15 protein-coding genes and 1 tRNA gene are annotated in these 13900 nt (G+C 34.5%); 11 read left to right on the top strand and 5 right to left on the bottom strand.

The window, feature by feature from the left end:
• The first annotated feature begins 120 nt into the window (after positions 1-120).
• Positions 121-942 (top strand): AraC family transcriptional regulator, encoded by an 822-nt coding sequence (locus N3D17_01085; protein ID MCX8081985.1) that lies wholly within the window; start codon positions 121-123, stop codon positions 940-942.
• On the opposite strand, the gene N3D17_01080 is transcribed toward N3D17_01085, so the two are convergent.
• Positions 928-1848 (bottom strand): hypothetical protein, encoded by a 921-nt coding sequence (locus N3D17_01080; GenBank protein ID MCX8081984.1) that lies wholly within the window; start codon positions 1846-1848, stop codon positions 928-930. The genes N3D17_01085 and N3D17_01080 overlap by 15 nt on opposite strands.
• Before the next feature lie 41 nt (positions 1849-1889).
• Between N3D17_01080 and N3D17_01075 the strand changes: the two genes are divergently transcribed.
• Together N3D17_01075 and N3D17_01070 are read left to right on the top strand one after the other, a co-directional pair.
• Positions 1890-3041, top strand: coding sequence for an iron-containing alcohol dehydrogenase (locus tag N3D17_01075; GenBank protein MCX8081983.1), 1152 nt, complete (start codon positions 1890-1892; stop codon positions 3039-3041).
• 1 nt (position 3042) lies between these two features.
• Positions 3043-3465, top strand: coding sequence for a hypothetical protein (locus N3D17_01070; protein MCX8081982.1), 423 nt, complete (start codon positions 3043-3045; stop codon positions 3463-3465).
• A gap of 7 nt (positions 3466-3472) precedes the next feature.
• Here N3D17_01070 and N3D17_01065 read toward each other — a convergent pair whose 3' ends face one another.
• Both N3D17_01065 and N3D17_01060 read right to left on the bottom strand, forming a co-directional pair.
• On the bottom strand, positions 3473-4090 hold the full coding sequence (locus N3D17_01065) for a M15 family metallopeptidase (GenBank protein ID MCX8081981.1): 618 nt from the start codon (positions 4088-4090) through the stop codon (positions 3473-3475).
• 10 nt (positions 4091-4100) lie between these two features.
• Positions 4101-4580, bottom strand: coding sequence for a tryptophan-rich sensory protein (locus N3D17_01060; GenBank protein MCX8081980.1), 480 nt, complete (start codon positions 4578-4580; stop codon positions 4101-4103).
• Between the two features lie 316 nt (positions 4581-4896).
• Between N3D17_01060 and N3D17_01055 the strand changes: the two genes are divergently transcribed.
• From N3D17_01055 to N3D17_01020, 8 genes are all read left to right on the top strand, one after another.
• Entirely contained in the window at positions 4897-5574 is a 678-nt protein-coding gene (locus tag N3D17_01055; protein ID MCX8081979.1) for a hypothetical protein, read from the top strand.
• A gap of 63 nt (positions 5575-5637) precedes the next feature.
• A tRNA-Ile gene (locus tag N3D17_01050) sits at positions 5638-5709 on the top strand.
• A gap of 108 nt (positions 5710-5817) precedes the next feature.
• Complete coding sequence (locus N3D17_01045; GenBank protein ID MCX8081978.1) at positions 5818-7668, top strand: SLBB domain-containing protein; 1851 nt, start codon at positions 5818-5820, stop codon at positions 7666-7668.
• A gap of 28 nt (positions 7669-7696) precedes the next feature.
• Positions 7697-8731 (top strand): hypothetical protein, encoded by a 1035-nt coding sequence (locus N3D17_01040; GenBank protein ID MCX8081977.1) that lies wholly within the window; start codon positions 7697-7699, stop codon positions 8729-8731.
• 39 nt (positions 8732-8770) lie between these two features.
• Entirely contained in the window at positions 8771-10345 is a 1575-nt protein-coding gene (dnaX, locus tag N3D17_01035; GenBank protein ID MCX8081976.1) for a DNA polymerase III subunit gamma/tau, read from the top strand.
• On the top strand, positions 10345-10635 hold the full coding sequence (locus N3D17_01030; protein ID MCX8081975.1) for a YbaB/EbfC family nucleoid-associated protein: 291 nt from the start codon (positions 10345-10347) through the stop codon (positions 10633-10635). The genes dnaX and N3D17_01030 overlap by 1 nt, the downstream gene beginning before the upstream one ends.
• Positions 10636-10640: 5 nt before the next feature.
• Positions 10641-11234, top strand: coding sequence for a recombination mediator RecR (recR, locus tag N3D17_01025; protein ID MCX8081974.1), 594 nt, complete (start codon positions 10641-10643; stop codon positions 11232-11234).
• 14 nt (positions 11235-11248) lie between these two features.
• Entirely contained in the window at positions 11249-12145 is an 897-nt protein-coding gene (locus tag N3D17_01020; protein MCX8081973.1) for a lysophospholipid acyltransferase family protein, read from the top strand.
• Here the strand turns inward: N3D17_01020 and N3D17_01015 are convergent.
• Both N3D17_01015 and N3D17_01010 read right to left on the bottom strand, forming a co-directional pair.
• On the bottom strand, positions 12127-12345 hold the full coding sequence (locus N3D17_01015; protein MCX8081972.1) for a hypothetical protein: 219 nt from the start codon (positions 12343-12345) through the stop codon (positions 12127-12129). The genes N3D17_01020 and N3D17_01015 overlap by 19 nt on opposite strands.
• 209 nt (positions 12346-12554) lie before the next feature.
• Entirely contained in the window at positions 12555-13739 is a 1185-nt protein-coding gene (locus N3D17_01010; GenBank protein MCX8081971.1) for an aminotransferase class I/II-fold pyridoxal phosphate-dependent enzyme, read from the bottom strand.
• Between the last annotated feature and the right edge of the window lie 161 nt (positions 13740-13900).

The raw sequence follows: 13900 nt of genomic DNA, 5'->3' as shown, positions 1-13900 counted from the left end.
TCTTTCTTATTCTTAATTTATTATACTTTTTATGACCAGTTCAACAATAGTATTTCCTGCTATTTTAGTATTAAATCTTGTCTTGCAGAAAGAATACGGCTGATATAAAATAAGACCGAAATGGAAAAAGTGCTATTACAGGAAAATATATTAAAAAACTATCCTGTACAGTGTATATGGCAGAGGCATTTTTCATCTTCAGGAAATCTTGCATATCACAAGGAATATGAAATACACTATATCAAAAGAGGCACAGGGTATTATTTTATAGAAAATAGAAAATATAAGTTTACACATAACAATTTTGTTGTTATTAAAAGTGGGGAGATACACAGATTTATACCTTTTAACCCACCTGTCCATATAGAAAAAGGGACTCTTTTTTTCTCTCCTTCCTTTATAAACAGAGAGATTAAAAAGATTATAGAGACATCTCCACATATTATACGATTAGGTGAGAGAGAGGCAACTCTCGTAGAGATTATCTTTAGAAATATATCAGTAGAGGTAGCAACAAAAGAGATGAACTGGGAAGAGATTGTTCATTATGAAACAATGGCACTGATATCTCTTCTTAAAAGGTGTTCATCAAAGAAGAATCCTGTTCCGAGACATAATCCCCGGGTAGAAAGTATAATGAACTATATAGAAGGACATTTTACAGAAGATATATCCCTGTCAGATATTGCAAAAAAATTTTTTATTTCTGAAAGTTATCTTTCACATCTTTTTAAAAATGAGACAGGTATGCCATTAAAACAATATATCTTTCAGAGAAGAATTATGGAGGCAAAAAAACTATTAACAGAGCATCCTGAAAAAAAGGTATATACAGTGGCAGGAAAGGTCGGATTTACTGACTTTACAATTTTTAACAGGACTTTCAAAAAAATCACAGGGATGACCCCTTCCAACTATCGCAGGATTTCACTCAGAAGATAATTGCAATACCCGCTCAGCATTTATGTGCCATCTTTCTATATCTTCAGGCGGGATATAATAAAAAAGCGGATAAATGATATTTTTATATATCTCCATATCCATATTTATAAGTGCTTCTGGTGTAAGCAAACTGGATATCTTTTCAAGGTACGGTAATTCTTCCTTTTCTTCCCATGCATCTTTATTTAATGGGCAGACCTCCTGACATATATCACATCCGTAAAGCCATCTTCCCATTTTATCTTCAAGTTCTTTTTTTATCGGAGGTTCTGCACCATATGTAAGATAGGCAATACATTTATCCATCCTTACTTTATATGGTTTAACTATTGCTCCTGTTGGACAGGCATCTATACATCTTGTACAATCGGTCGGACAGATTTTTTTATCTGATGAGAGGTCAGGTTCAAGTTCTGCATCCACAAGATATGTAATAATATTGATCCATGAGCCATATTTTCCTGCATACGCAAAAGAGTTTCTACCTATGGAAACAAGTCCTGTCTTATAGGCAACCAGTCGGTCAGGCACTCCACCCTTTCTCACCCTCATCCCTTTACTTTTTAACCACTCAGTAAAATTTTTTACCATCACATAGTCAGGGTTTTGCGGGACACGGCAGTCAAAAAGGTAATTTCTTGCTATATAACCCTTCACCTGTTCAGGAATTTTATATTTACCATAAAATCTGATACAAACAATTATTGATTTTGCCCATGGGAATCTCTCTTTTATAAATGCACGGTTATACATCGGCTTATAAAGGGGTCCTGTTTCAGGGAATTCACTTATGAGGTTATCTAACACCTCCACATACTCATAAAAATTCTCCGTTCCTGTTATACCGCATCCTACAAATCCACTTTTTAGGGCATACTCCTTTATCTCTTTCTTCAATTTTTCCAAATTATTGACACACCCCTTTCTTTATGCTTTTATATTTCACTATGATAAAGAAATTTACCTTTTTGTGCAAACCAGAAGTAATTTACGGAGAGAATTCTATCTTACAACTTCCTGATGTGATAAAGTCCATTGGTGGTAAAAAACTATTACTTGTTACTGATAAAAATTTTTCAAAGACAGCGAACTTTGAAAAAATAAAAAAACACCTTAAAGAAAACTCTATTGACTCTATTATCTTTGATAGTATATCAGGAGAACCATCAACAGAAACAGGTGATGAATGTGCCTTACTCGGTAGAAATGAAAACTGTGACATTGTTTGTGGAATAGGTGGTGGAAGCACACTTGATACTGCAAAGGCAGCAGCAGTTCTCATTACCAATGGTGGTAGTGTCCGGGACTATCAGGGGCTTGATAAGGTACCAGGTCCAGGACTTCCCAAGATAATGGTTCCCACAACAGCAGGTACAGGAAGTGAGGTTACATTTACTGCTGTATTTATCAGAAAGGATGAAAAGAAAAAAGGTGGAATAAACAGTAAGTATCTGTATCCAGAAGTTGCTATACTTGACCCATTACTTACACTCACAGTTCCACCGGAAATAACCGCTTCCACAGGACTGGATGCACTCTGTCATGCAATGGAAAGTTTCATATCCAGAAGGGCAAACTTTCTTACAGAGGCGGTGGCTCTATCTGCAGTAAAACTCATATGGGAATCCCTTCCTTCTGCTTATGAGAACGGCTCTGATATAAAAAGTAGAGAATCTATGCTCTATGGAAGTTTTCTTGCTGGTGTTGGGCTTGCCAATGCAGGGGTTACAGCAGTCCATTCAATATCTTATCCATTAGGTGGAGTATTTGGTGTTCCCCATGGAATAGGGAATGGACTCATTCTGCCCTATGTTCTTGAGTTTGACCTGCCTGAAATTACTCTAAAACTTGGACGGATTTATGATTACATCTATGGAGATTCAAAAAAGAATGATAAAGAAAAGGTAGAGATATTAATATCAGAGATAAAAAATATGCTTGAAAAATTTAAGATACCACGGCTGAAAGAGTTAGGAATTTCTCCTGAAACATTTTCTTCACTTGCACAAGATGCTATGAAGGTTGCGGTTCCTATAGAAAATAACCCAAAACCCATCACTGCTGAAGATATTATAAAAATTTACCAGTTGGCATTCTGATATGAAAAAAAGAAGCATTTTTATATTATGTGCGATATTACTATTCACAGGAACTCTTGCTATCTTTAGTGCAGGGATTATAAAACAGAATCAGAAAAAACTCATACCATTCAGTCAATGGCCACAGATAAAGTTTAAGGATGTACGGATTCTTATTGCTACAGAGCCAAAGTATGCCCATCAGGGATTTGCAGGAGCAAAAGAAAAGGATTTTGAAAAAACCATTATTATATTTCCGAATATAACAGGAGGGACTGTATTTACAAATCAGAACCAGGGATATGGTTATGTGATAAAAGATATAAAGATTATTTACCTTGATGCAAATATGAATGTTCTGAAAGAGGATGTTTTAGTAAAAGAAACAGGAATTTCTGTTGCGCCTGAAGGAACTGTCTTTGCTATAGAAGGATTACTACCATAGAATTCTTCTATTTTTTATTACGTAATACCTCAAAAGAAATATCTAAAACTGGTTTGTCTTTATATCCCTTATAATTAAAGTGCCACCACTCTGTCTTTATTGGAAGAAAGCCATGTTTCATCATTGTCTTTTTCAGAATATCTCTGTGTTTAATTGCATCTGGTGGGAGGTTTTTATAATCACTATGTGCCTCTGCAGTAAACTCATCAAAGTCCGTAGGCATCAAAACTGAAGAGCCATTAAGAGATACAATTGAAACGTCCACAGCATATCCTTTGTTATGAATGGAACCTTTTTCAGGATTTGTCACATACCTTCTATCTGGAAATGCCTTCCACATCTCTTTTTGAACACAGACAGGTCTGTATCCATCAAAGATTTTCAGGCAATATCCCTGTTCTTTCAGGTCTTCCTGAACTTTTTTTAGTGCAACTGCAACCTCTTCTGCTAAAAAACAGTCAGCAGAAGGATATAGAACCTTTCCTGTAAAATTTTTTGATGTAGCATATCTTATGTCCAAGACAATATCAGGGATAACATTCTTTACATTAACAAGTTTTGTATTCTGAGATAGACAGTTAAAGACAAGAAGTAAAATTATAAGTACAACATTGCAAACTTTCATTATTTCGTCCTTAGTTCATAACAAGAATTGCATAATTTAAAAAAATAGCAAATGTTACCCATAAAATATATGGAATGAAAAGAACAAATGCAATTAAGGAGATTTTTTTGAAGAATATCATAGTAAGAATAATTGAGCTCCAGAGAAGTATTATATCAACAAAAGCCAGTAGTGGATTTTTCATACCAAAAAATAAAAGAGACCAGAGAATATTAAATAAAAGTTGTAATGAGAAAAAGGTTAATGATGTATTCTTTGTTTTATAACTGGTTCCTTCATCACTACAGACAAGAAAAAGAGAAAATCCTATAATGATATACAGAAAAGTCCAGACAGGCGCAAAGACCCAATCAGGGGGATTAAAAATTGGTTTTTTGAGAGTCCTGTACCAGGTGTCTACAGATGTAGAAGTAAATATAGACCCAATCATCCCTGCTATCAGAGAAATACTTATAGATACTACAAATTTTAACGGTTTTTTATATTGCATATTCAATTAGAACCTCCCTGAAATCAGAAATTACAGGCTCTAATTTACTTTTATCGTAGGGTATGGACTACTTTGCTGATTAGATTCCCCCTCTGCCTCTGATAGATAGTATACTTTTTATATTTCAAATAAGCAACTCAAAGATATGTAAAAGTACAATAAAAAAGAAAACTTCTTTATATCTTATTAGAACAAGTAAGAGGTAAAAAGAAACTTTTTGTTATAATAGACAGTTGAGGTTGATTCTTGTATGGGAAAAGTGGTAAAATAAACAGAGTAGATGGTTGTGCTCTTAAATGGAGCAAAGGAGGGAAAGATGCGAGGCGGATTTGCACCCGTCACAGAGGTAGCACAGAGATTCTGGAATGGTGTTTCTATTGTATTAGGTGCGCTCGTTGTGTTTATTATTGGCTGGATAGTAGCGAAATTTATAAAGTTGCTTGTTACAAATTTATTTAAATTTCTGCAGGTAGATAAACTTTCAGAAGATGCAGGATTAAAGACAATGTTAGAGAAAGGTAATATAACAAAAGAGGTCTCAGAACTTATAGGGATTGCTGTGTATTGGATTACGATGCTTGTGGTTATATTTATTGCGGTAAGTTTTGCCGGTATAGACATACCGAGTTCTGTGGTAGATGGACTGCTGGCTTTTATTCCTAAATTCATTTTAGGGCTTCTTATATTTCTATTTTCTATATTTCTCGGTAACTTCTTCAGCGGAATTGTTCGTACATCAGCAGGAAATATCGGTATTCAAAAAGCAGCTGTACTGGGTAAACTTACACAGGTTGCCATTGTTGTGTTTGGTACTGTAATAGCACTCCAGCAGTTAGGGATAGCAGCAGAGTTTATAGGGAACGTATTTATTATTGTTCTTGCAGCAGTTGCTTTTGGACTTGCACTCGCTTTTGCTTTGGGTGCAAAAGATATTATAAAGAAGTATCTTGAAGATTTTTTGAATAGAAAAGATGATGTAACACCAAAGGAATAATAGATAAAAAGTATATCTTTTATATTTAAAATTTCAGGATCTATGTTTTTATGTTAACAGAAGGGGCGCATAGCTCAAGGGCAGAGCACCGTGCTGATAACGCGGGGGTTCGTGGTTCGAATCCACGTGCGCCCAATATAAACCTGATTGGTTTGACCCCTCATTTTTTCTTTTTTAAGTCATACTTGACTTATTTTTTTTAAGTGATAGAGTAAGAAAGATGAAGTATCTGGAGTTAAAAAGGTGAAAAAAATCATATTATTTTTAAATATATTTTTCATATCTCTTATACAGGGACAGGATAATACAATCCCTCAATATAGAGACCTGGATTTTTTCAGTGTAAAAGTTTTCTCTTCTATACAGGGGGATATAAAACAGACGGGATTCTATATTCCAGAAAGTTATATCCTTGGGCTGGATGATGAGTTAGTAATTACTATATGGGGTGCTGTAGAGGAGGAATATAGAAAACGGATTGATAATGAAGGGTCTATATTCATTCCAGGAATAGGCAAGATATACATTGATGGAAAGACTTTAGGAGAAGCAAAAAACATCATCCAGAGAAAAATCTCGGAAAGATATAAAAACGTTTTTGTCTCTGTTACTACAGGGGCTATAAGAAAACAGGAGGTTTTTGTTTTAGGAGAGGTAGAAAAACCAGGCAGTTATATAATTACCCCCATAACCAGTATTTTTGAATTACTTGCATTAGCAGGAGGCCCAAAAGATAATGGAAGTTTAAGAAAGATAAGGGTAATAAAAAGGAAGGATGGTACTTCTCTTGAATATGACCTTTATCCACTTTTTATATCAGGAGAAAACCCCCCTGACATACAGTTTTCTCAAGGGGATATCATTTTTGTTCCTCTCGCAGAATCACTTGCTGGTATAACGGGAGCAGTAAAAAGACCGGCTATTTATGAGTTTAAGGAAGTTTCAACAATAGAAGAGATTATTAAACTGGCAGGTGGAGTACTTCCTAATGCTGATTTTTCACGGCTACAGGTTGAAAGGATAGATAAAGAAAAAGGTAGGGTTCTTATAGATGTTGACCCGTCAAGTATAGGAACTTTTACATTAGAAAGTCATGACCTCGTTATCCTTCCTTCTCTTCCTGATAATCTTTTTTATATTGTTGCTCTTCAAGGGGCTATAAAACGACCAGGTAATTATGGATGGAAAAGTGGGATGAAGGTGAGTGATATATTAAAAGAAGATGAATTTTTACCATATGCACTGAAAGAAAAAGCAGAAATTGTAAGGACTGAAGAGGATGGTTCAAAGAAGGTTATATCTATTTATCCTGAAAAGATTTTTAAAGGTGAAAAAGAATATGATATTAATCTATTTCCTATGGATAAAATTCTCATCTATTCACAGGAGCGGATAGAGAAGAAAATTACCATATATGGTCAGGTAAAATATCCTGGAGAATATGTTATTATGAGGGGTGATAGGTTCAGTGACCTTATAAAAAGAGTAGGTGGGTTTACAAAGTATGCTTATCTACCAGGTATTGTATTTCTACGTGAAACCATAAGAGCAGAGAAAGAAAGACAGGTTGCCTCATTTATAAAAGAGAAAGAAGAGATGTTAAGAAAAGAATATGAAAGGGCTGAAAGTTCATATGATAAACAGCTTATTGAACAGGTACAGTTATACCTTCAAGAAATGAAAAATATGGAAGTTAAGGGAAGGATACCTTTAGACATTAAGGATGAAAAGGCACTGCTTGAAGGGAAAAGCGAATATGATATTACATTGGAGGATGGTGATTTTATATATGTACCTGTTGCACCTGTATCCGTAGCGGTAATAGGAGAGGTAAATCTTCCTACAAATGTGCTCTTTAATAAGAGATATAAATTGGATAATTATATTCATCAGGCAGGTGGGTATACAAAGAATGCTGACAGGAATGGTATATTCATAGCAAAGGTAAATGGTACAGCGAGTTATAACACTTCAAATATAGAGCCAGGAGATACGATAGTAATACCGTTTGAGGTAAAAGAACGAAAAAGGACTGTTTTAAGAGATATTATCCAGATGTTCTATCATTTAAGTTTAGGACTTTCTGTGTATTAACCAGCAGATGGCAAGATTGTAGATAAAGATGGAAAAAACAAATAATAAAAAGAGGAAAAGTCCACTTGTACATATAAAGTTTGTGCTTGCTTTTTATGTTATTACATTTATGCTGGTGTCTTTTATATACTGGATTTACCCTAAGTATTATAAAGCAAATGCGAGTATTCTTCAGCCACCTGAAAGAGAATTAAAGATAGAAACAGGCAGTTCTGAAATTTCTGAAAAGATGTTATCACAGTTGAGGACAAATACTGAACTTTTCTTTTCAATTCTTAATAGCAGGAGTATGAAGGATGCTATTATAGAAAAATTCAATCTTACTGATGCCTATAATGTTAGTAGTATTGACCGTGCGAGAGAGAAGTTTGATAAACTTACAAGTATTTCTCTTACAAAAGAAAAGGTAATTGAAATAACCGTTGTAGATAGAAAGCCAGAAAGAGCTGCTGATATAGCAAATTTTTTCATCCAGAGGTTAGATGAAACAATAAAAGCAATCAGTATTACTACTGCAAAACAGGACAGAATTTTCATAGAAAGCCGGTTAAAAGAAACAGAAAACAATATAAAAATACTTGAAGAAAAACTTGCAGGTATAAAAGACAGAGAGAAACTTGTAGCGGATAAGGAACTGAATCAGGTAACCCAGATGGCAGGTAAAATTATGGAAGAACTTGTCAGTAAAAAGCTTGAACTTCAGAGAAAGAAAGAGATACTTAAAGATGATTGTCTTGAGATGGTCCTTTTAAAGAAAGAGATACAGAATCTTGAAAGCACCCTCTCAAAATTGTTGTATTCAGAAGATGAACTGACACGACTCTTAAGGGAACTTAAAACACAGGAAGAGGTCTATAAATTCCTTACAGCAAAATTAGAAGAGGCGAAGATTAATGAGGCACGTGATACTCCTGTTGTTCAGGTTCTTGATTATGCCGTGGTTCCCCATAAGATATATAGACCAGATGTGAAACTACTGTTGTTTATCCAGGGACTTGTCTCTGGAGTACTGGCGATTATAATATTTTTCCTTGACCTTTTAAGGTATTTAGGAAGTATATAAGTAAAAATTAACATTTTACTTTTTTATGTAGAGGTTAATATGTATCTTGTTCTCGCAAGGAAGTATAGACCTAAAAATTTTGATGAGGTATGGGGGCAGAAACACATTACAGACGCATTGAAAAAAGCCATAAAAGAAGAAAGGACTGCCCATGCATATCTATTTACAGGTCCAAGAGGTACAGGGAAGACATCTGTAGCACGGGTTTTTGCTAAATCACTGAACTGTGAAAAAGGTCCTACTATTAGTCCCTGCGATAAGTGTGAAATATGTCGTACCATCACAGCAGGGAGTTCTATGGATGTTCTTGAGATAGATGCAGCTTCAAACAGGGGGATAGATGAGATAAGGAGTTTACGGGAAAATGTGAATCTCACACCTTCAAATGCAAGATTTAAAATATATATTATTGATGAGGTTCATATGCTCACTGAACCTGCATGGAACGCACTTTTGAAGACACTGGAAGAACCTCCTGAATATATAAAATTTTTTCTTGCAACTACAACTCCTGAGAAGGTACCTTCTACAATTATATCCAGATGTCAGAGGTTTAATTTCAAACCATTCAACCTTGAAGAACTTATAGAACGGTTAAATTATATATGTGAAAAAGAAGGATTTGCAATAGAAAAGGAAGCCCTAAAAGAAATTTATGAGTTTTCAGGTGGTTCTATGAGGGATGCTCTTAGTATCCTTGACCAGCTTATTGTGAATGCTGAAGACAAAAATATATCCTCCCATAGTATAAGAGAGTTTCTTGGACTTGTTGAAGAAAGAAGTATAGAGGAAATACTGATTCTGATGAGAGAAAAAGATGTGAAAAAACTTTTATCTCTTTTTCATACCCTTCTTTCAGAAGGTAAAGACCCTGCTGTTATACTTGAAAGAATTATAAAAAAGTTTAAGGACATCTTACTTGAAAGGATAGGTGAATCTTTATCTGGAAAAGAAGATAAAGGGCTTTATCTTGCCTATAATGAGGTTGATACAGATACACTTTTAGATGCAACCTCTACTGCGATTGAATATAAAAACCGTCTCCATATGGAGAATATCCCTGTTGTTCTCTCCGAAATACTTCTTATAAAATTGACTCATATACTCGGTAAAAAAAATCCTCTGTCTCATAATAAATTTGAGAAAAAAGATACAGAGTTATTATCTCAGGAACAATCCATTGTAAAGGAAGAAAACATCTTTATTTCAGACAATAAGGAAGAGAAACCAATTTCTAATAATTCAGTCAAAGAGGAAAAGATGGTAAGGAGTGAGGAAGAGATATTATCTCAATGGAGAAATATCTTGTTAGAAATTAAAAAAGTAAGGCCTACACTGGAAGCAGCATTAAGAGAAGGCACCCCGATAAAATTCAAAGACCATACTCTGTTTATCAAATTTACCAAAAAATATGAATTTCACAAATCACTTATTGAAAACAAACCCCGTAATATAAAAACCATTGAGGATATTATTTCAAGGATAACAGGAATAAAAGATATAAAGATAAGTTTACTAAGTGAGAGTAATGAGGAATCACCTTTGGATAACGGAGATATTAAAAAGATAGTGGATTTTTTTAACGGAGAGATAATAAATAGGGAGGAGGAATAATGGTGAATATATTTGACAGTTTAAAACAGATAGGGCAGTTGAAACAACAGGCAGCACAGTTTGAACGGATTTTACGTTCAAAAACAGTGGAGGTCTCTTCACCCAAAGGGGAGATTAAACTTGTTATTAATGGTAAGATGGAGTTAATCTCTATTGATATATCTCCTGATATAATGAAACCAGAAAACAAGGGATATCTTGAGAAACTTCTGAAGAATACATTTACATCAGCACAGAGAGAGATAGAAAAGATAATAAGTTCTGAGATGAAATCAACATTAGGGTTTTAATAAAAATGGGTTATTATCCAGAAAAGGTAGAAAAACTTATAGAAAAACTTGTAAAACTTCCAGGGATAGGACCGAGAAGCGCAGAAAGGATTGTCCACTATATCCTTACAGAAGAAGAGAAGGATGTTCTGTCTCTCGCAGAAAATTTTGTCTCTGTTAAAAAAGATATCTATCTGTGTAAAAAGTGTTTTAATCTTTCCGAAGATGAGATATGTAAGATATGTCGAGATGAGAAAAGGGAGAGAACTTTATGTGTTGTAGAAGAAGTGAAGGACCTTATACTCATAGAAAAGACCGGTTTTAGGGGAAGGTACCATGTACTTGGAGGTAATATCGCTCCTCTGGACAGAATACCTCCTGAAAAACTTACCATACCACAACTCATAGAACGGCTTAAGAGTGAACCGATAGAAGAGGTTATCATTGCCACAAATCCAACACCTGAAGGAGAAAATACTGCTTCTTACATTTCTGATATACTTAAGGGTATGGGTATAAAACACTCACGACTGGCATATGGACTTCCTGTCGGTTCTGAGATAGAGTATGTAGGTACCCAGACACTCAAAAAGGCAATAGAATATAGAAAAATACTGTAGTTTACTTAACTTATATGTATTACACCCTGATTTATAAAGTAATGGTATTTATGGGAAGGTATTTTCCCCTTCCCATTCTGTACTGGATTGCAAGAAGAAACGCAGAGTTCAGGTATATAATTCAGAAAGATACAAGAAAGATAGTTAAAGATAATATAAGGATTATACTTGAATATAGAAAACAGATAACAGGAATATCTTATACAGAGAAGGAATTAAATCGTCTTGTCAAAAATGCTTTTTATAATTTTGGAATATATCTGGCTGATTTCTTTTATATCCCGAGATGGAACAAAAGATATGTTGAAAAGAAAGTAAAGATTGAAAATATAGAATTTCTTGATGAGTATTTGAAAGGAGGTAATGGAGTAATTGCACTCACAGCCCATATAGGCAACTGGGAATTATCAGGTGTTATTGCTTCTATACTTGGATATAAGGTTACAGCAGTTGCAATTCCATACATTAATTCTTCTGTTACAAAGATATGTAAGGAAATTAGAAACTCAAGGGGCCTTGAAGTAATTTTAACAGGAGAAAATCCTAAAAAACTTTTAAGAACATTGAGAGAGAACAGGGTCCTTGCAGTACTTGGAGACAGGGTTTTTACGGAAAAAGGGATGAGTATAAAGTTTTTGGGTGTTGATACTGTAATACCACGTGGTCCTGCAACACTTTCGGTAAAAACAAAAACACCACTTGTTACAGGATTTCTCGTAAGAGAAGGAAGACATTACAGGTTCTTTTTTAATAAAATACCCACTCCCCCTTCTTCTTTTACAGAGGAAGAGAAGATTGACTTTCTCGTTTCTAAAGGTGCAGAGGTAATGGAAAAGGTTATTATGGACTATCCTGACCAGTGGTTAAACTTCACTCCAATAAGGGACTCCGGTCATTCATCTTCAGGATAACCTCTCTGAGCCATCTCAAACATTTTAAATCCCTTATCAAGCCGTTCCTCATAATCGTTTGGATTGACCGGTAGAACCTCATCATCTTCACTATTATGACTATAATCTAATTCTTTCAATCTCTTACCTCTTTTCCTTAATTCATAGAGTTTCTCAATCATAGTATCGTTCAAAAAAGTCAGATGGATATGGTGGTTCACCTTTCTCACCTCCTTTCAGGGAAATAATAAAGATAACAGGAGTCCCTTTTGATAAGAAAAATACCTCTATTATAAATTATTACAGAATTCTCTTTTTAGAAAAGATAATAAGAATGGCTATAATCTATTTATTGGAACTTCAATTATCAAAGAACATTTTCTCTTTCTATTTATATATTACCTTATTTATCTCCCTATGTCAATAGATTTTATACGTTGTTAAAGAGCCGTTTTATAGACCTGATCGCCTGCCTTATCCTCTGTTCATTTTCAACGAGTGCAATTCTTACAAAACCCTCACCATACTTGCCAAAGCCTGCTCCAGGAGAGACAGCAACATCTGCTTTTTCTAAAAGATATAATGAGAATTTTACAGACCCCATATCTTTGAACTTTTCAGGTATTTCAGCCCATACATACATCGTTGCTTTTGGTTTCTCAACCTTCCATCCCACCCTGTTCAGACCATCTACAAGAACATCTCTCCTTTTTCTATAAGTGTCAACAACCTCATCAATATATCTCTGCTCAAGCTTCAGAGCAGAAATAGCAGCAACCTGAACAGGAGTAAAGATTCCATAGTCATAATAACTTTTAAGTTTGGTAAGCGCTCCAATAATATGTTTATTCCCTACAGCAAATCCCACACGCCAGCCAGCCATATTATATGTTTTAGAAAGTGAATAAAACTCAATACCGATATCCTTTGCACCTTCTACCTGAAGGAAACTTGGTGCTTTATATCCATCAAAACACAGTTCAGAATAGGCAATATCATGTATAACAAATATATTATGTTTTTTCGCAAACCTCACCACTTCTCTAAAAAACTCAATCTCGGTTACTTGTGCTGTTGGATTATTAGGATAACTTACAATCATTGCCTTTGGTTTTTTACCTTTAACCAGAGAATCAGAAAGTATGGGAATGAAATTATTTCCCTTTATAAGAGGCATATCTTTAATTTTCGCACCAGCAATAATAACACTGTATAGATGGCTGGGATATGTAGGATTGGGAACAAGGACTATATCCCCACGGTCAAATACCGCAAGTGCAAGATGACTGATTCCTTCTTTGGAACCTATACATACAACCGCTTCTTCATCAGGGTCAAGTTTCACTCCAAATCTTTTATTGTACCAGTTGCATATTTCTCTTCTGAGATGAGGTATCCCCTTTGATGCACTGTACCTGTGAGCTTTTTTATCTTTAGCAACCTCTATGAGTTTATCAATAACTGGTTTTGGTGTGGGTCTATCAGGATTTCCCATTCCGAGGTCAATAATATCTCTACCTTCCCTTCTTAACTTCAACTTTCTCGTATTGATGTCTTGAAATATATATACAGGAAGATTCTTTATTCTCTTTGATTCTATATTTTTTATAATCATAGTTTAATTATTATATCTGTCTTATTAACTAAAATCAACTATTTAAAAATTTTTTGACAGAAGTATTTTTATCTGGTATGATTACCCCATTAAAAAAATTTGACAACTATAAAAATTGGTCTTAATCTATTACAAATTTTTTTGGATGACTTTGTGAATAT

This window comes from bacterium, assembly GCA_026414725.1.
Classification (GTDB): Bacteria; Ratteibacteria; UBA8468; order B48-G9; family JAFGKM01; genus JAAYXZ01.
The sequence above is the reverse complement of the archived record's forward strand: the minus strand, read 5'-3'. Positions and strand labels throughout refer to the sequence as shown.